This window comes from Marinobacter sp. MBR-99 (assembly GCF_040547575.1).
GTDB lineage: Bacteria > Pseudomonadota > Gammaproteobacteria > Pseudomonadales > Oleiphilaceae > Marinobacter.
Map to the genome: position 1 here is coordinate 41,859 of NZ_JBEPPY010000006.1, position 18,952 is coordinate 60,810.

An 18,952-nucleotide genomic window follows, 5' to 3' on the forward strand; every position below is an offset into this window, starting at 1 on the left:
CTGGCCAGATACCTGTAAAGAATAGCAAAACAGGGAAAAAGGTCATAACTTAATCAAATTAAATCTTCGCAGGTTACACAGCCGACTTCGCCCATGACGTCAACGCCAAAGACCCGCTTCGAGCGGCCAGAACAGGATGCAATGCAAGCCCTGCCTGACAAGATCCGGGCCTGGGCCAGCGAGCTCGGCTTTGCCGATGCCGGCATTACCTGCGCCGATACCGGCCCCCACGCCGAGCGCCTGCAAAAGTGGCTGAAAGCCGGCTACCACGGCGACATGGCGTATATGGCAGACCACGGCGACAAACGCTACACCCCCGACGCCCTGGTGCCCGGAACCACCCGTGTTATCTCTGTGCGCATGGATTACCTGCCCACCCCGGACAACCCGAAACGGGTACTGACCAACCGCGAAACCGCCTATGTTACGCGCTATGCCCTGGGCCGGGACTATCACAAACTGATGCGCAAACGGCTGGCCACCCTCGCCGCAAAGATTGATTCCGCGGTCAGCGGCTACGACTACCGAGCCTTCGTAGACAGCGCACCGGTTCTGGAACGCGGGCTGGCCCAGAGGGCGGGGCTGGGCTGGATTGGCAAGAATAATATGCTGATTCACCCCAAGGCTGGCTCATTCTTCTTTCTGGGTGAGATCTTTACCAGCGCTCCGTTACCGGTGGACGAGGCCTTTGACAGCCAGCATTGTGGCTCCTGCTCCGCCTGCCTGGAGGTATGCCCTACCGACGCCTTCGTTGGCGCTCACTTACTGGATGCCCGCCGCTGCATCAGCTACCTCACTATTGAGCTCAAGGGGCCCATCCCGGAAGAGCTGCGGTCAAAGATGGGCAATCGGGTATTCGGCTGCGACGACTGCCAGCTGGTCTGCCCCTGGAACAAATTCAACAAACCGACCCGGGAAAACGATTTTCAGCCCCGGCACGGCCTCGACAATAGTAGCCTGGCCGAGCTTTTTCTGTGGACAGAAGACGAGTTCCTGAAGCGCACCGAAGGCTCGGCCATCCGCCGAACCGGCTACGAGAACTGGCTACGCAACCTGGCGGTGGGGCTGGGCAATGCCCCGAGCACCATTCCGGTGATCGAGGCCCTGAAACAGCGGGCGGACCACCCTTCCGCGCTGGTGCGGGAACATGTGGCCTGGGCGCTGCGGCAGCACGGCATTACAGCTTGAAGAAGTGTTCCCGGTAGTGGCGAAGCTCGTCAATGGAATCGCGTATATCGTCCAGAGCCAGGTGGCTGCCCTTCTTTTTCACGGTATCGAGTACGTCCGGGCGCCAGCGGCGGGCGAGCTCCTTGATGGTGGAGACATCCAGGTTACGATAATGGAAGAAGGCTTCCAGCTCGGGCATGTACTTCACCAGAAAGCGGCGGTCCTGGCCGATGCTGTTGCCACACAGCGGTGATTCGCCGGCGGACAGGTACTGTTTGAGGAAGGCCAGGGTTTCCTGTTCGGCTTCGGCCTCGGAGGTTTTGCTGTCTTTCACCCGCTGAGTCAGGCCGCTGGCGCCATGGGTGTTGGTGCACCATTCGTCCATCGCATCCAGCAGGCTGTCTGGCTGGTGAATGGCAATCACCGGGCCTTCGGCCACCAGGTTCAATTCTGAATCGGTAATAATCGTGGCCATCTCGATGATCCGCTCTTTCTCCGGATCCAGGCCGGTCATTTCCAGGTCTATCCACACTAAACGGTTGTGGTTGGGCATTCGTCTTGACACCTATGCGGTTTTGGTTGGGTGTTGTCGCGGGTGTGGGGTGGTGTTCCGAAAAACGCTCCTTCGGCCCCCTCCGGGGTCCAGCCTGCAATCATAGATTGCAGTCGTTCGGCTGTCGCATGAAGCTTCGCTTCATAAGCGCTCGGCCTCACCCATGTGGCGCTTCGGCTCCGCCATCCATGGCTCCGCAGATTTTCGGAACACCACCCCACACCCGCTTTTCAAACCTGGTACCTGCCGCTTTTGCTCTGTGTCGCAATTCCGTGGAAACCTGCACCGTGGTATCTGTGCGGGCATGGGGAGGCCTTTCCGGGAGTGTATGAAGCCATGGATGGCTTCAGTCAAGCGCACAGGGATGTGCTCGTAGCGTCTCCCGGAAAGGCCTCCCCATGCCCGCACCTGCACCAAGGCCAGAATCCACGCTGAACAAAAACAAGCGCGGGCACCAAAACTCTGCCTATTGTCCATGATTCACGTATCATGTGTCACACCACTTTCCCGGAACATTTGAGAGCCGATGGCCAAGAGAAAACTGAACAAACGCCAGCAATGGCGCATCGAGAAAATCCAGAAGGAGCGCACCGAACGGCTGAACCGCAAGGAAAAAGCCGTGGAAGCGCAAGCCGAAGCCGGCGAACTGGGGCCTGAACAGGAAGGCCTGGTAATTGCCCACTATGGCCAGCAACTGGATATCGAAGCGCTGGAAGGTGACGACACCGGCCGGGTCTTCCGGTGCTTTGTTCGAGCCAATATCGACAACCTGGTGACCGGTGACCGGGTGGTGTGGCGGCCAGGGAAGAGTGAGACCGGGGTGATTGTGGCCCGCTGTGACCGCGACAACCTGCTGCAGCGGCCGGATAACTTCGGCGCCCTGAAGCCCGTGGCGGCGAATATTGATCACATTATCCTGGTGATTGCACCGGAACCGGAGCCCCACGACAACCTCATTGACCGATACCTGGTGGCCTCAGAAAGCTCCGATATTCCGGCAGTTATCCTGCTGAACAAGACCGATCTGATTACCGATCAGAACCGGGCCTACATTGATGCCCTGCTGGGTCGCTATGAAGCGCTTGGCTACCAGGTGGCGCGCACCTCTGCCGCCGCCTGCACCGGAGAGCCTGCGCCGGAGGTGGAAGCCCTTGTGCGGGACAAAACCAGTGTTTTCGTGGGCCAGTCAGGGGTGGGCAAGTCATCCATTATCCAGACCCTGTTGCCGGATGAACTGCTTCGGGTGGGCGCGGTGTCCGAAAGCACCGGCAAAGGCGTACACACCACCACCACAGCGAAGCTGTTTCACCTACCAGGAGGCGGTGACTTGATCGATTCTCCGGGAATTCGGGAGTTCGGCTTATGGCACATGACCCCGCAGGAGGTGGAATACGGTTTCCGAGAAATCCGGCCACTGATCGGGCTCTGCAAATTCCGCAACTGCCGACACATGGGAGATCCTGGCTGCGCGCTTGATGCAGCAGCCGAGGCCGGTACGGTGTCCAGGGAGCGGTTGAAGAGTTTTCACCGTATTCTGCAAGACATGTCGGAACAACAGGCTCGGGGCCTGCGAATCTCCTGACCCCCGCTACACGGGAGGATGTCGAGCGGCACTACCAGTTCAATTCTCCCGGGGCCGGCTCTGGTCTTTCTTCAAACCAGTCTCCGCGCTCCAGTTGCTCCCTGGCTTCCTGTTGCTGCTCTTCCGTCGGCCGGGTGAGGTCAATTAACGGCTGATCTGATCTGCCAGCGCCAGTTTCTATACTGTCAGCGGCTTTCTTGTTCAGCACGATGATCGAGATTCGACGGTTAACCGGGGCTGTGGGGTTGTCCTTGTCGAATAACACGGAGTCACTCAGGCCCACCACACGGGCTATCTGTTCAAGTCGCACCCCCCCGGCAACGAGGGCTCGCCGGGCGGTATTGGCTCGATCTGACGACAGCTCCCAGTTGGTATAACCGGGCCGGCCTACGAACGGCGTGGCGTCGGTATGCCCGGTGATGCTGAGTTTGTTGTTGACCGAACCCAGAGTCCGTGCCAGCTCAAACAAAATATCCTGAGAATAGTATTTGAGTTCTGCGCGACCACTGTCGAACATCGGGCGGCCAGAGCGATCAACAATCTGGATTCTCAATCCTTCATCGGTGATGTCGATCAGCAATTGATCCTTGAATTCCTGCAAGGTTTCGCTTTGTTTGATCCGCTCCTGAAGTTCCTGGAACAACTGTTCCATACGACGCTGTTCGAGCGTGTCAGCCAGCCGGTCAACCACGTCATCCTGAATCTGGACAGGACTTGATTCGATATCCTGGGTGGCTTCGTTGATCACCGATGCACTTCCACCCAGGTCCACCGGGCTGCGAGCACCGCCTTCCATGAAACCGACGGGGTCTTTGAAATAACCTTCAACCGCCAGCTTCTGTTCCGGAGACGCCGTGGCCGTGAGCCAGAGAACCAGAAAGAACGCCATCATGGCGGTGGCAAAGTCTGCAAAGGCTACCTTCCAGGAGCCACCGTGATGGCCCCCGACCACCTTTTTCTTGCGCTTGATGATGATCGGCTGTTCTTCCACAACTCAACTCCGGGCGATTGGGACGCAGCTCGTCACTTCGAACGAACGTGGTCGTTGAGTTCCTGGAAACCAGGCCGTTTATCCGTGGGTAACGACTTGCGGCCAAATTCAATGGCCATCTGCGGCGCCTGGCCGGATACCGTGGCAACGATGGCCGATTTCACACATTCATAGGCCTTGAGCTCGTACTTGGCGGAATGCTCCATGGAGATCGACATGGGTCCCACAAACCCATAACCCATCCAGATCCCCAAAAACGTACCGACCAGAGCCGCAGCCACACTCAGGCCGATCTTCTCTGGCCCCTCAGTGAGGAAGTTCATGGTGATAACAATACCGAGTACCGCCGCCACGATACCAAGACCAGGCAAGGCGTCTGCGATCTTGTTAACCGCGTGGGCAGGCTCTTCCAGCTCATGCTGACGGCTGTCGATCTCGTTTTCCATCATACCTTCCAGCTCATGGGGCGCCATGTTGCCGGAACTGATGATGCGAAGATAATCGGTGATGAAATCCAGAAGATCGCGGGATTTCATGATGGCCGGGTAACGGGTGAAGATCTGGCTGTTTTCCGGGTTGTCGATGTCCTCTTCAATGGCCATGACCCCCTGCTTGCGAGATTTGTCGAACACTTCATATAGCAGGCTGAGCAAATCCATATAATAGGATTTGTTGAACGGCGAGCCGGTCAGCAACCGCATGAAACCCTGCCCTACCTCTTTCACCGTGTGCATGGGGTTGGCAATGATGAATGACCCAACCGCCGCGCCGCCGATGATCAAGATCTCGGTCGGCTGCCACAGCACCATCAAATGACCACCGTGCAGCACGTATCCGCCCAGCACACTCGCAACAACTATCACCGCACCAATAATCAGCAGCATGAAAAGATATACGCCTTTTGTTATCTCGTTAACGACCGAGGTCAGTCACGGGTTCTCCACCCCGACCGGGGCGGGCTGTGCCCTGATAATAGCAAGGCTCTGAACGAACAGCGAAGGCGTGAAACAATTTCTATACACGGGGCCGCTTTTGTTACACTGCCGCCTCTGTTCTTACCGAGACTTATTGATGTTTGACAAACTGTTCGTACTGAGCCAATACGTTACGCCCCAACGCGCTGTCTCTCGCCTGGCAGGTCGCCTGGCCGACAGCACGAGCGCCCCGGCCATGAAAAACCGCGTTGTTAACTGGTTTATCGGCCGCTACGGCGTAAACATGAGCGAAGCGGCAGAGTCAGACCCTACCGCCTACCCGTCGTTCAATGCGTTTTTTACCCGCGCCCTCAAACCCGGCGTGCGCACTGTGGCGGAAGGCAGCGATGTATTCGTCAGCCCAGTCGATGGCACCATCAGTCAGCTCGGACAGATCAGTAACGACAGAGTTTTCCAGGCCAAGGGCCAGTCCTTCGGGCTGACCGAAATCCTCGGCGGTGACGACAGCCGGGCTGAGCCGTTCCAGCACGGGGAATTCAGTACCATTTACCTGTCGCCCAAAGACTACCACCGCATTCATATGCCCATGGCCGGTACACTGCGGGAGATGGTCTATGTTCCAGGCAAGTTTTTCTCGGTGAACCCGGTTACCGCGGCGCACGTTCCCAATCTGTTCGCCAGGAATGAACGTGTTGTCTGCATTTTCGATACCGAGGCAGGTCCCATGGCCCTGGTTCTGGTGGGCGCGATGATCGTCGGCAGCATGGAAACCACCTGGGCCGGCGTAATTGCGCCGGAACCTGCACAGATAACCCGCTGGGTTTATCAGGGCGAAGATGCGATCAGTTTCGAGAAAGGTGAGGAAATGGGCCGGTTCCGCCTGGGCTCCACGGTTGTCCTGGCAATGCCCAAGGGCGCGGTAACCTGGGATGCCAATCAGGTTCCTGGCAAAAGCGTGCGCATGGGCGAAGCGTTTGGCAGGGTAGGCAGCAAGAACACCTGAGACCTGGCTCAGGCGCGGTCCACCGGAAACGCCAGCACGTCTTCTATCCGCTCAGCCCCGGCTTTCAGCATCAGCAAGCGGTCCAACCCCAGGGCCACACCGGAACACTCGGGTAGCCCGGCGTCCAGGGCTGCCAGAAAACTCTGATCAACAGCCATTTCCGGCTTGCCCGCGGCTTTTCTTCGCCGGTTGTCCTGTTCGAACCGGGCTCGCTGCTCAACCGGATCGGTCAGCTCCCAGTAACCGTTGCACAACTCAAGCCCGTCGATGTAGAGCTCGAATCGATGCGCTACCGGGTAGCCATCGTCGTCTGAGGCAACCCTGGCCAATGCTGCCTGGCTAGCCGGGTACCGGGTAATGAACACCGGCCGGCCCCGCCCCAACAACGGCTCAACCTTGAAGCTCATCACCAGGTCCAGGCAATCATCACGCCCCATGCCAGCCAACTGCTCCGGCTCCAGCCATTGCTGACAGTACTGGTACAGGTCGTGATCCGTGATGGCCATCGGATCGATGCCGGCAAGCGTTTGCAGGGCCTCACGGTAACTGAGCACATCCGGGCGTTCACAACCCAGCCAGCCGCACACCAGGTCTGCCACCTCAGCCATCAGCGCCGTGTCATCCAGGCCCACCCGGTACCATTCCAGCAACGAAAATTCAGGGTTATGGCGGCGACCACGCTCGCCATTACGAAACACCCGGGCAATCTGATAGATACATCCCGAGCCAGCCGCCAGCAGGCGTTTCATGTGATATTCAGGGGAGGTCTGCAACCAGCCGCCAGAAACTCCCGCAGCGTTGAGGGCCGCAGCGATACCGTCGAGGTTGATATCGGTGACGCCATGCCGGCCGAGCACCGGCGTTTCCACCTCCAAAACACCCCGCTCTGCAAAAAAGCCGCGCACCCAGGCTAGCTGCTGTGCACGGCTTTCAAGGTGTTCCCGCGAGGCAGAAGGCTGCCAGACAGGCTGATCGGTCATTGTCGGATCAGCTGCTCTTGACGCGGTTAACGTACTCGCCCGAGCGGGTATCCACTTTCAGCACTTCGCCAATGGTGATGAACAAGGGTACGTTTACCACGGCGCCAGTAGACAGGGTTGCCGGCTTGGAGCCACCCTGGGCGGTGTCACCCTTCATGCCCGGATCGGTATCCACCACTTCCAGCTCGACAAAGTTCGGCGGTGTGACGGTCAGCGGCGCACCGTTGTACAGAGTCACGGTGTATACGTCTTGCTCTTTCAGCCACTTGACGGTATCACCTACCGCCTTGGCATCGGCGGCGTACTGCTCGAACGAACCGTCAGTCAGCATGAAATGCCAGAACTCGCCGTCGGTGTACAGGTATTCCATGTCCTGGTCCATCACGTCCGCGGCTTCCAGGCTCTCGCCGGATTTGAACGTGCGCTCCCAGACCCGGTTGGTCATCAGGTTACGCAGCCTGACGCGGTTGAACGCCTGCCCCTTACCGGGCTTGACGAACTCGTTCTCCAGCATGATACAGGGGTCGCCATCCAGCAAAACTTTGAGACCGCTGCGAAATTCGTTGGTAGAATATGAAGCCATGAAATGTCCACCTGACAGACTGTCGTTAAAATTTCAAAGGTCGCTATGATACAGCGAACCCCTGCCCGTATAGAAGCCCGTAACGAAGAGCCTTCATTGATCGCTACCGAACAGCGTCGACAGCCCCATAATTGTGTTAAAGGCTGGCAACAGATTCTGGCAGAATCCGTTACCTGCCCGGAGCAGCTGCTTGGGCGCCTGAACCTGCCGGCAGAACCTTGGCTCAAGGGTGCCAGCGCGGGCCACCACCTGTTTCCCGTGCGGGTGCCCGAGCCGTTCCTGCGGCGAATGACTCCGGGTGACCCCAACGACCCCCTGTTGCGACAGGTACTGCCGCTGGCGGAAGAATCGCGACAACAAGCAGGTTATGTGCGCGATCCGCTGCAAGAGAACAACGCCATCCAGACCACAGGGCTGATCCGCAAGTACCAGAGCCGGGCACTGCTGATGGTAACGGGCCAGTGTGCAATCAACTGTCGCTACTGCTTTCGCCGCCACTTCCCCTATGAATCCCAGCGGCTCGGTCCGGACGACCGCCAGCAGGTTCTGGCGACCCTGAATGCCGCCCCCGAAATTAACGAAGTGATCTTCAGCGGCGGTGATCCACTGGCAGTGAATGATCGGCTATTGGCGCAATGGGCCGAAGCCCTGGCCGACATACCGCATATCAAACGCCTGCGAATTCACTCCCGGCTACCAGTGGTCATTCCGCAAAGGGTTTGCGATGCCTTGCTGGACTGGCTTGGCAATTCGCCGCTTCAGAAGATTCTCGTGGTGCATGTCAATCACCCGGCAGAGCTTGACTCAGAAACACGAAAAGCCTTTGGGCGCCTTCGCGAAGCGGGGGTGACCCTGCTCAATCAGAGCGTGATTCTGAAAGGGGTCAATGACTCAGCCAACATCCTGGGCCGGCTGAGTGAAGATCTGTTTGATGCGGGCGTTATGCCCTACTACCTGCACGCATTTGATCCCGTTGCCGGCGCTCACCACTTTGATATCAGTGACCAGACTGCGTCAGCGCTGGTCCGGGATCTTATGGCCATGTTACCGGGCTTTCTGGTCCCGAGGCTGGTCAGGGAACTGCCAGGGGAAACCAGCAAAACACCCATTTTTGCAGGCGATAATCAGGCCAACATCAGCGTAACGTGAGACATGTCGCAAAAGCGGTCCCACTTACACTTGTCAAAGATTGTCAACTCATGATCTTCTCGCTTTTTGTTATTGGTTTGCTATCTTAAAGTTCTATAGGTAAAGACAATAAAAGCATGTATTTTCGACACTTTCGGTCGATACATACTCAAAGCGACTCAAACACTGGCGTGAGATCATGGAAGGCAATATTCTGAAACCTGAACTGAAGGTTCCTGAACAGAAAACCGCAAGCCTGTCGTTTTGCGATACGACACCCAAGGCCTTTCGCCTGTGGATTGACCAACTGCCGATGGCCAATATCGGTGAGGCGTCGCGCCAGTTGTATCATGCGATTATTGAGCTGAACCACCTTTTTCTGGCCCCCCAGCAAAGAATGCAGTTCCTTGAACTGGTTCGCGAGAAAATTCACTTTGTCTGCAACGAACTGTCGCGCCATTTCCTGGGGCTGGCCATCGCCCTGCCCGAGAAACAGCGCAAGATCGCCAACCTGGCCCAGGCCCTGCAGCTTCATCTGGCCAGCGGCTATAAACTGTGCGTTCTGGAATATCTGGATAACGGCGGCCTGGAAAAAAATCGACGCCACGTAGCCTCAGCCATTCACCGTGCCATTTCAGAGCTGGGCGCCACCATTGTCCGGTCGCATCAGCTTTATTGCCCAAGCCCGGCCCAAAGTTGGCTGGAATGCCACCGACTGTACCGGTTTGCGCACAGGAACAAACTTGCCTCGCTGGAAATTGACGACGATACGCTGACCCACCGCCGAGCCAGTACCGTTGCCGACAGCTACAAACGCATTCTCCTGCTGGGCTGCGCCCGCCCTAACCAGCTACGCCAGGCAGAACTGACCCAGGTTTACGAGCTTTTCGAATCCTGGACTGACTTCTGCCAATGTGGCCCGGACATCGGAACCGACAGCCTGTTCGTGATCAATATGGAGCTGGACAATCCACCGGTCTACCGAAGCCTGCTCGAAACCAAGCCAGGGGACGAAAGCTTCGGTTTCGATACCAAGGATCTGTCTACCCAACTGGCCGAGGTGCTGCACGCACGACGCAGCCATGAAAAAGATTCCACAAAGCTACAGATCTCGCCCAAGGTCAGCGACAACCTGCTTACGCACCTCAGCCAGGCGCTGGGCATTCTGGCGAAGCGGAACTTCAACCGCATTTCCAGCCAGGGCACTCTGGAAGTCTGCGTTGGACTGACCGCCACCCACTATTTCGTGGCTGGTGAGAAGACCTTTGCCGAGTTCCTGAATGGCAATGAAAGCGCTGACCCAGAGCAGGAAAACCGGTTTATTCGCAACGCTAACCGAAACACTGACGCATGGGCCAGCGCCCACGATGCCGGCCCGAGCGAGGATAGACTGCACGCAGCCGACGCACCCATTAACTTCAAGTCGGGTACCGGGGCCTCCATACCCACAGGCCAGGATAAGAACCGCCCCCGTTCCCATCACGCATTGCTGATCAACACCAGCCCCGGCGGCTATTGTGTCGCCTGGGAAACCAGTGTGCCGGCCTCCCTGCAGGCGGGCGAGATTCTTGGGGTACGTGAACACAAATCCCACCCCTGGAGCGTCGCCGTCGTGCGTTGGTTAAGGCAGGTTCGAAACCAGGGCACCCAGATCGGTATTGAGCTACTGGCCCCAAGCGCCGCGCCGTGCGGGGTTCGACTGATCCAGAAAGTGGGTAACAGCAGCGAGTATCTAAGGGGCCTGTTGCTGCCCGAGATCAGCGTGGTCAACCAGTCTGCCACCCTGATCACTCCGAGGTTGCCGTTCCAGAATGGCAGTCGCATCTCGCTGCTGCACGATGGCCGGGAAGATCAGGGGCAACTGCTCAAAAAGGTTTCTGCCACCGGAAGCATCAGCCAGTTCGAACTGAAACTTCAGAATCCGACGGCTCTGGCCAGCCCGAATGGAGCCCCGCCATCAACTCCGGGCGCCACGGAAGACGAATTTGATTCCCTGTGGCCGTCGCTGTAGTGCCAAAGGTCGAAAAGACTGTGAACCACCGCTACCACCAGGGTTGTTATTGACGGCCAACCCCTGCATCATTCAGCGTAAGTGACCGTATCCATGAGAAGTCTTACGAATGCAGAAAAAAAACGCGACCGTACACCTGCTGATTCTTGATCCATCCCAAAATGATGCTGAATCCATGGTCAGCCTGCTCCGCAACTCAGGCAAGGCCACCCGGGCACACCGGATAACCTCCGAAGAAGATCTTGAAGATGCCCTGAAAACCAGCAACTGGGACCTGCTTCTGGCCCGGGATCTGGAACAGGAGTTCGGGCCCGATGAAGCCCTGGCCATGGTCAAGCGCATGGACAAGGACATCCCCTTCATTCTCCTGACCGAGGAGGTCAGCCGGGAAAGAACGGTGAACATTATCCGGGCAGGCGGCCAGGACGTTGTTCCTTTTGAATACAAGGATCTGCTCGTACTGGTGGCGAAGCGCGAACTGGCCGCCCTGGAAGAGCGCCGGCGGCGTCGGACCCTCGAATCCCATCTTCGGGAAGCAGAGCAGCGCTGCCAGTTGCTTCTGGAAAGCTCCAAGGATGCGATCGCGTACATCAACGATGGCATGCACATCTACGCCAACCAATCCTATATGGAATTCCTGGGTTACGACGACATCGACGACCTGATCTGCATACCGGTGCTCGACACTCTCACCTCGGAAAGCCAGGACAAGTACAAAGACTTCATGAAGGCTTTTGCCGAAGACGGCAAAGATGGCATGACCATGAACTGCACCGCGCGCCGCAGTGATGACCAAGAGCTGAATGTCACCATGTCTGTGTCCGCAGCCACCTACGATGGCGAGGCCTGCACCCAGATTGTGTTGCAGCCGGAACACAGCGATGCCGAGCTGGAAGAAAAACTCAAACAGATCAGCAGCCAGGATCTACTGACTGGCCTGTATAACCGTCAATACCTGATGGACGCTCTGGCCCAGGCCATTGCCACTGCGGGCAAGAACAACCAGACCGGCGCGTTGGCCTACATCGCCCTGGACAACTTCATGAGCATGAAGGGCCAGGTTGGTATCGCCGGTGCCGACCTGCTGCTGGGTGATCTCGCCACACTGCTGAAAGAACAGGCAGGCGACGAGATGACGCTGGCCAGGCTGAGCGATGACGCCTTCTGTCTGATGTGCCTGCCATGCGACGAAAAACACATGGAAACCGTAGCCGAGCGGGTTCGCAAAGCGGTTGAAGATCACCTGTTCGACATCAACGGCAAGACCGTACCACTGACGGTATCCATTGGCGTCGCTGCGATCACAGAGAACTCGCCCAAAGCCGAGGAACTGATGGGCCGTGCCCATATCGCCTCTGCCGAGGTGAAGAAACTCGAAGGCCACGAACGCGGTAACGGGATCGTGGTGTACAACCCCGCCCAGTACGAAAGCCTGGATGAAAGCAACTCAGTTGAAGCCATTCTCAAGGCCCTGGACGACAACCGCTTCCGCCTTCTGTTCCAACCCATCATCAACCTGCGGGGCGAAGGCGAAGAGCATTATGAGGCCTTCGTTCGCATGCTCGACAAAGATAATGAAGAAGTCTCACCCTACGACTTCTTGCCCCCCATGGGCCCGAGCGACACCGCCATCAAAATTGACCGCTGGGTGATCCTGCAAACCATCAAGCAGTTGTCCAGCCACCGCTCTCGGGGCCACGATACCCGGCTGTTCCTGAATATCACAGCAGAGACGCTGCAGGACAAAACTTTTACGCCCTGGCTCAGTGTCGCCCTCAAGGCAGCTCGCCTGCCTGGTGATTCGCTGATCTTCCAGATCCGCGAGGGTGACGCCAATAACTATATGAAACAGGCCAAGGAATTCACAAAAGCCGTGCACGAACTGCACAGCAAGGTCTCAATAGCCCAGTTTGGCTGTGCCTTGAATCCGTTCAACACGCTCAAGCACATTGACGCCGACTACGTGAAGATTGACGGCTCGTTCACCGAAGAGATCCAGAAGAGTGACGAAGCCAAGGAGCAGGTCAAAGAAATGGTGAAGAGCCTGCAGAACGCCGGCAAGCTCACCATCATCCCGCTGGTAGAGAACGCCGGTGTACTGGCAACACTCTGGCAGGCCGGCGTGAATTATATCCAGGGCTATTACCTGCAGGCACCGGTACCGGAGATGAACTACGACTTCGGGGACAACTGACCGGAAGGTCGTTTCGGGAAGAAACACAAAGGGCGAGGCTTCAAAACCTCGCCCTTTGTGCATTCACAGACGGCTATTGCTCAAGGTCTGGTTGGTTTCGCTCTCACGGAAACCAATCAGGTACAGAATGGCATCCAGGCCCAGGGTAGAAATGGAGTGTCGCGCCGATTCCTTGACCAGCGGCTTGGCGCGGAAGGCCACGCCCAGGCCTGCCTGGCTTAGCATTGGCAGGTCGTTGGCACCATCACCGACGGCGATCACCTGCTCCCTTGAAATATGCTCCTTCTCAGCAATCTCCAGCAGCAATTCGGCCTTGCGCTTGCCATCCACAACCTGGCCCTTAACCTGGCCGGTCACCTTGCCGTCGACAATATCCAGCTCATTGGCGTAAACGTAGTCAATGCCCAGCTTTTGCTGCAGGTGCCGGGCAAAATAGGTAAAGCCGCCAGACAAAATGGCCGTACGGTAGCCCAGAGCCTTCAAGCTGCGGATCAGGTGCTCCGCGCCTTCGGTCATGCGCAACCGACCAGCAATGTCTTCCAGCACCGACTCATCCAGGCCTTTGAGCAGCGCTAGCCGCTCGGCAAAGCTCTGACTGAAATCCAGCTCCCCCTGCATGGCCCGCTCGGTTATCTCCGCAACCTGCTCGCCTACGCCGGCCTCATGGGCCAGCTCGTCGATCACTTCCGCCTCAATCAGCGTGGAGTCCATATCGAACACCACCAGTCGCCGGTTTCGCCGGAAAATGGAATCTTCCTGGAAGGCGATATCCACATTCATCTCACCGGCAATATGCAGGAAGTCCGCCCGCAGTTGCTCAAGATCTGACGGCGTACCCCGCACCGAAAACTCAACACAAGCAATGCGGTTCTCGCCCTGGTTAAGCGACGGGCGCGCGGAAAGACGGGTAATGTTGTCGATGTTCAGACCGTGCCGGGCGGTAATGGCCGAGACCCGGGCAATCTGTTCCGCCTTGATGTCACGGGACAGCAAGGTAACGATGTAGCAGGCCCGGTTGCGCCCTTCCGCCCAGGCCTGATACTCCTCCACCGTAATCGGAGCAAAGCGCACCTGAAGATCCAGGGCATGCAGGCGGAACAGCAAGTCCCGGATAACCGGGGACGACTTGGACTCATCGGGGATCTCGATCAGGATACCCCAGGTAAGGTGGTCGTGAATCACCGCCTGGCCGATATCGAGGATGCGCACATCGTACTGCCCCATGATTCCGGTGATCTCGGAGGTCAGCCCGGGCTTATCTCGCCCGGACACGTTTACCAGTACCAGCTCACTCACTGTCTGCGCCCTCCCCATGCTGGGCCTCTTCCTGGGCCCGGGCCGCAGAAGGAATCACGTCAATACCGTCTACCCGCTGCAACCCCCTGGGCAGCTTGTGGCCGCGCCGGCCACGTTCACCCAGATAATGTTCAAGGTCCGCAAACCGCAGGCCCAGCTTGCGCTTGCCGGCCTTCACCTCTAACTGATCGTCTTCACCGAAGACGGCAACAGCCACCACGTATTCTTCCCGATTCTGCACGCGGGCCGAGGGAATGCTGATGATCTTGTTGCCCTTGCCCTTGGCCAGCTCCGGCAATTCGCTGAGCGGGAACACCAGCATCCGTCCCTCATTGGATATGGCCGCCAGGTAAAGGGTTGTTGCCGTCTCGGGAATCAGCACCGGCGGCATGATTCGGGCCCCTTTGGGCACAGACACCACCGCCTTGCCCGCGCGGTTCTTGCTGACCATGTCGTTCAGCGAGGTCACGAAACCATAACCACCGTCTGTGACCAGCAGCGCCTTGCGTTCCGGATTGCCCATAAGCAGGCCGGAGAAGGTCGCGCCGGACGGCGGATTGATCCGGCCCGTAAGCGGCTCGCCCTGCCCTCGGGCAGACGGCAGGCTGTGAGCCATCAGGGCATAGGCCCGTCCGGTACTGTCGAGGAAAACGGCCTGCTGGTTGTTTCTGCCCCGCGCTGCCAGCGCAAAGCGGTCGCCAGATTTATAACTGAGCCCGGACGGATCAATATCGTGACCCTTGGCAGCCCGCACCCAGCCTTTTTCCGACAGCACCACGGTAACCGGGTCATTGGACACCAGGTCAATCTCACTGAAGGCCCTGGCCTCTTCACGGGCAACAATCGGGGAACGGCGGTCGTCACCATAAGTTTCTGCGTCCTGCTGCAGTTCGGCCTTGATCAGCTCACGCAGGCGGTCTTCCGAGCCCAGAATGGCCTGAAGCTCATCCCTTTCCGCGGCCAATTCGTCCTGCTCACCCCGGATTTTCATTTCCTCGAGTTTTGCCAGGTGGCGCAATTTCAGCTCAAGGATAGCTTCCGCCTGGTCTGCTGACAGGCCAAACCGGGACATCAGTACGGTCTTGGGCTTGTCTTCGGTACGAATGATCTCAATCACCTCGTCGATGTTGAGATAGGCAATCAACAAGCCTTCGAGAAGGTGCAACCGAGCCAGAACCTTGTCCAAGCGATGTTGCAGGCGGCGGGTAACGGTGGTCTTTCGGAACGCCAGCCACTCGGTCAGGATCTGGTGAAGCCCTTTAACACCCGGGCGGCCATCGTTACCGATCACATTGATATTGACCCGGTAGGTTTTCTCCAGATCGGTGCTGGCAAACAGGTGCGCCATCAAACCATCCAGATCCACCCGATTGGACCGGGGCACGATCACCAGACGAGTGGGGTTCTCATGGTCGGATTCATCACGCAGGTCCGCCACCATGGGCAGCTTCTTGCCCTGCATCTGCTGGGCAATCTGCTCCAGCACCCGGTTACCGGATACCTGATGTGGCAGATCGGTAATCACGATCTCGCCACTTTCACGAACCCAGCGCGCTCTCATGCGCAGAGAGCCGCGACCGGTTTCATAGATCTGCATCAAATCCTTGCGGGGGGTAATGATCTCCGCATAGGTAGGAAAATCCGGCCCCTTGATGTGCTCGCAGAGTTGGTCAACGGTGGCTTCCGGATCGTCCAGCAAGCGAATACAGGCAGCGGTGACCTCTCGCACGTTGTGCGGCGGAATATCCGTGGCCATGCCCACGGCAATGCCGGTAGTGCCGTTCAGCAGTACGTGAGGCAACCGGGCAGGCAACACCGAAGGCTCTTCCATGGTGCCGTCAAAGTTCGGCGTCCAGTCCACGGTACCCTGCCCCAGCTCACCCAGCAGTACGTCAGCAAAAGCGGCCAACCGTGACTCGGTATAACGCATGGCAGCGAAGGATTTGGGATCGTCCGGCGAGCCCCAGTTACCTTGGCCATCCACCAGCGGATAGCGGTAAGAGAACGGCTGCGCCATCAGCACCATGGCTTCATAGCAGGCGCTGTCACCGTGGGGGTGGAACTTACCCAGCACATCACCAACAGTACGAGCGGATTTCTTGTACTTGGAGGTGGATTTCAGCCCCAGCTCCGACATGGCGTAAACAATCCGGCGCTGCACCGGCTTGAGCCCATCCCCTACGTTGGGCAATGCACGGTCCAGGATCACGTACATGGAATAGTCGAGGTAGGCCTTCTCGGTATAATCCCGTAGCGATACCCTTTCGAAACCTTCATCCGTTGTCTGAAACTCTGGCATAGATGCCTCTTTGCCTTAACTGCCTGTTTTGAAATGCGGCTTTGACGCAGCCCTGGTAACCCGGTACAAACACCGGGCGATGTGGCGCACATTATATGGACGCAAGCAACGATACACCAATTTCCAATAGCGGAATTCCCGCATGGAGAGTCTGTAAGGTGCACCGTATTCTCGCCCCAGTGAATAGAAAGCCGTTTTATCCTCTGACAAGCGGAAACCTATGAAACCCAATCTCAAAGCCTGCGGGCACGCCTTGGCGACAGCCCTGGTGAATGCCACCCTGGCCGTTGCCCTGATGCTGCTGGTGGAATTCGCCATCAGTGGATCATTCCAGATGCCGGAGCCCTACCTTTGGGCCGGCCTCGTCATCGGTGTCGTTATCTTTATCGCCCAATTCTGGCGACAACGACATCTGTGCCGAACCAGTGAACAGTCTGGCAACGTCCAACAGCCCTGATTAGCTATCAAATTCTGAGCTAAATCAAGATTTCACCCCCTTGTTCAAGGTGACAACCCCCCGCCCCCTGCTACGCTTAGCCTCAAGAGCAACAAGAATAATCTGGAGGCTGAATGAACGCTTTGAACAATCTGGGATTGCGCACCAAGATCGCCCTACCCTTCTTCATCACCGCTCTAGCATTGGTTGTCGCCGGTGGATTCGGCATGCTGACTGCCAAAAACCTGGTGGAAGATACCGAAGAGATTGCCGTCACCTTCCTGCCCTCCGTCGCCGAAATACTCAACGGCGACCGTGACCTGTATCAGGCTTTGGTTGCTCAGATGATGGTCGTTGACCAGACCCTGAACGGAGAGGACACCACAGACGCCATCGCAGATTTCGAGGAGAACGTCGAGCAGGCCCGCCGGCGTTTTACCGACAGCGTCGCGCGGCTCCGGGGCACCGGGATCAGCTCAGTGACCGGAGGCTTTGACCAGGCCTTTGACCAATGGGAACACTCTGCGCGCCAGGTTCTGGCGCTGGCGGAACGGGGGGATGGAACGCAAGCCAGAAATCTTGCAGCCACCGAAACCATCGGGCTGTTCCAGCGGCTACGGGCATTCTACGACACAGCCGAGGGCCACGCGGATGAACAGGCCCAGAGTCGCTACGCCGAAGCCCGCGCCGAAGGCAATTCCAGCACGGTGACCATTACCGCCATCACGGTCACGGCCATCATTATCAGCATTGCCCTGTTCCTGATTTTCCTGAGACTGATCATCCGATCCATTCAGGCCCTGCGCAGCCAGCTCGATAACATTGCCCAGGGTGAAGGCGATCTGACCCAACGAATACCGGTGGCCGTGGAGGACGATCTGGGACAACTGGCCAAAAGCTTCAACAAGGTACTGGAGAACCTTCAGGGCATGATCGGTTCAATACAGACCCTGAGCCGGGACCTGGGCCAGGGCGCCACTGAGCTGGCCTCTGCAGCGCGGGATAACAATGAGGGTGTTGCCAGCCAGACCGACTCCATTTCCATGGTGGCAACCGCCATCAATGAGATGCAAAGCGCAATCGAAGAAGTTGCCGGGAATGCCTCAAGGGCAGCCGAGATCACCCGGGAAGCTGATGCCAAGGGACAGAACAGCGCTGAGATCATCCGAAATTCGTCAAAACAGGTGCACAGGCTGGCCGCACAAATCTCCAAGGCAGTTGGCGTGATCCGCAAGTTGTCTGATGATTCTGACAACATCACCTCGGTTCTGGATGTGATTCGGGGCATCGCGGAGCAAACCAACCTGCTGGCGCTGAACGCTGCCATCGAAGCCGCAAGGGCTGGCGAGCAAGGCCGCGGTTTTGCGGTTGTGGCGGATGAGGTCCGAACCCTTGCCCAACGAACCCAACAGTCCACCGAGGACATTCAGACCATGATCACATCGCTGCAAAGTGGGGTCTCGGATGTGGTCAGTGTGATGGAAACCGGCAGCAAAGAAGCGGCTGAGACCGAGAAACTCGCCACCGAAGCCGAGCAGGAACTGCAAGCCATTCTGGAGGCCATCGCCAATATCACCGATGTAAATACCAGTGTGGCATCGGCTACCGAGGAACAAACTCAGGTTGTGGACGAGATCAATCGCAGCATTACCGACATTAACGACCTGGCCGCGGCCAGTGCTGAACGCTCCCGTGCCATCGATGGGATCAGCAAGTCACTTGAGGGCTATGCTTCAGAGCTGGAGCAACAGGCAGGCAGGTTCCGGGTTTAACCCCGGAACCTGATCACAGAGT

Annotated in this window: 15 protein-coding genes; 8 read left to right on the forward strand and 7 right to left on the reverse strand. The window is 57.7% G+C overall.

The genetic code is table 11. The features are described from left to right. The first annotated feature begins 141 nt into the window (after positions 1-141). On the forward strand, positions 142-1,188 hold the full coding sequence (gene queG / locus ABIE59_RS06600; RefSeq protein WP_354445699.1) for a tRNA epoxyqueuosine(34) reductase QueG: 1,047 nt from the start codon (positions 142-144) through the stop codon (positions 1,186-1,188). Here queG and orn read toward each other — a convergent pair. Beyond that, positions 1,178-1,720: an oligoribonuclease gene (orn, locus tag ABIE59_RS06605; protein WP_354445402.1), complete on the reverse strand. Its 543-nt coding sequence runs from the start codon at positions 1,718-1,720 to the stop codon at positions 1,178-1,180. The two genes, queG and orn, sit on opposite strands and share 11 nt — an antisense overlap. Positions 1,721-2,246: 526 nt before the next feature. Here orn and rsgA point away from each other — a divergent pair. Continuing rightward, positions 2,247-3,302 (forward strand): small ribosomal subunit biogenesis GTPase RsgA, encoded by a 1,056-nt coding sequence (rsgA, locus tag ABIE59_RS06610; protein ID WP_354445404.1) that lies wholly within the window; start codon positions 2,247-2,249, stop codon positions 3,300-3,302. 31 nt (positions 3,303-3,333) lie between these two features. On the opposite strand, the gene motB is transcribed toward rsgA, so the two are convergent. Next, positions 3,334-4,293 (reverse strand): flagellar motor protein MotB, encoded by a 960-nt coding sequence (gene motB / locus ABIE59_RS06615; protein ID WP_354445406.1) that lies wholly within the window; start codon positions 4,291-4,293, stop codon positions 3,334-3,336. A gap of 32 nt (positions 4,294-4,325) precedes the next feature. Beyond that, positions 4,326-5,177 carry a flagellar motor stator protein MotA gene (gene motA, locus ABIE59_RS06620; protein WP_061331586.1) on the reverse strand — a complete coding sequence of 284 codons (852 nt, stop codon included), beginning with the start codon at positions 5,175-5,177 and terminating at the stop codon, positions 4,326-4,328. A gap of 187 nt (positions 5,178-5,364) precedes the next feature. Between motA and asd the strand changes: the two genes are divergently transcribed. Continuing rightward, positions 5,365-6,231, forward strand: coding sequence for an archaetidylserine decarboxylase (asd, locus tag ABIE59_RS06625; protein WP_354445408.1), 867 nt, complete (start codon positions 5,365-5,367; stop codon positions 6,229-6,231). Between the two features lie 8 nt (positions 6,232-6,239). Here asd and epmA read toward each other — a convergent pair whose 3' ends face one another. After that, positions 6,240-7,211 (reverse strand): EF-P lysine aminoacylase EpmA, encoded by a 972-nt coding sequence (gene epmA / locus ABIE59_RS06630; protein ID WP_354445410.1) that lies wholly within the window; start codon positions 7,209-7,211, stop codon positions 6,240-6,242. A 7-nt stretch (positions 7,212-7,218) separates the two neighbouring features. Continuing rightward, on the reverse strand, positions 7,219-7,794 hold the full coding sequence (gene efp, locus ABIE59_RS06635) for an elongation factor P (protein WP_354445412.1): 576 nt from the start codon (positions 7,792-7,794) through the stop codon (positions 7,219-7,221). 45 nt (positions 7,795-7,839) lie between these two features. Here efp and epmB point away from each other — a divergent pair, with 45 nt between their 5' ends. The 3 genes from epmB (at position 7,840) to ABIE59_RS06650 (ending at position 13,127) form a co-directional block, all read left to right on the forward strand. Continuing rightward, a complete protein-coding gene (epmB, locus tag ABIE59_RS06640; RefSeq protein ID WP_354445414.1) occupies positions 7,840-8,943 on the forward strand; it encodes an EF-P beta-lysylation protein EpmB in 1,104 nt (367 codons plus the stop codon). Positions 8,944-9,121: 178 nt separating this feature from the next. Continuing rightward, on the forward strand, positions 9,122-10,933 hold the full coding sequence (locus tag ABIE59_RS06645) for a cyclic-di-GMP receptor FimW-related protein (protein ID WP_354445416.1): 1,812 nt from the start codon (positions 9,122-9,124) through the stop codon (positions 10,931-10,933). 109 nt (positions 10,934-11,042) lie between these two features. Next, positions 11,043-13,127, forward strand: coding sequence for an EAL domain-containing response regulator (locus ABIE59_RS06650; RefSeq protein ID WP_354445418.1), 2,085 nt, complete (start codon positions 11,043-11,045; stop codon positions 13,125-13,127). Between the two features lie 63 nt (positions 13,128-13,190). On the opposite strand, the gene serB is transcribed toward ABIE59_RS06650, so the two are convergent. Next, the gene (serB, locus tag ABIE59_RS06655; protein WP_354445420.1) at positions 13,191-14,423 is read right to left on the reverse strand and encodes a phosphoserine phosphatase SerB; all 1,233 of its coding nucleotides are present in this window, start codon (positions 14,421-14,423) and stop codon (positions 13,191-13,193) included. Further along, a complete protein-coding gene (parC, locus tag ABIE59_RS06660) occupies positions 14,416-16,722 on the reverse strand; it encodes a DNA topoisomerase IV subunit A (protein WP_354445422.1) in 2,307 nt (768 codons plus the stop codon). Before parC ends, serB begins: the two co-directional genes overlap by 8 nt. Before the next feature lie 220 nt (positions 16,723-16,942). Between parC and ABIE59_RS06665 the strand changes: the two genes are divergently transcribed. Both ABIE59_RS06665 and ABIE59_RS06670 read left to right on the forward strand, forming a co-directional pair. Further along, positions 16,943-17,179 carry a hypothetical protein gene (locus ABIE59_RS06665; RefSeq protein WP_354445424.1) on the forward strand — a complete coding sequence of 79 codons (237 nt, stop codon included), beginning with the start codon at positions 16,943-16,945 and terminating at the stop codon, positions 17,177-17,179. Positions 17,180-17,292: 113 nt separating this feature from the next. Next, positions 17,293-18,930, forward strand: coding sequence for a methyl-accepting chemotaxis protein (locus ABIE59_RS06670; RefSeq protein WP_354445426.1), 1,638 nt, complete (start codon positions 17,293-17,295; stop codon positions 18,928-18,930). Positions 18,931-18,952 lie beyond the last annotated feature (22 nt).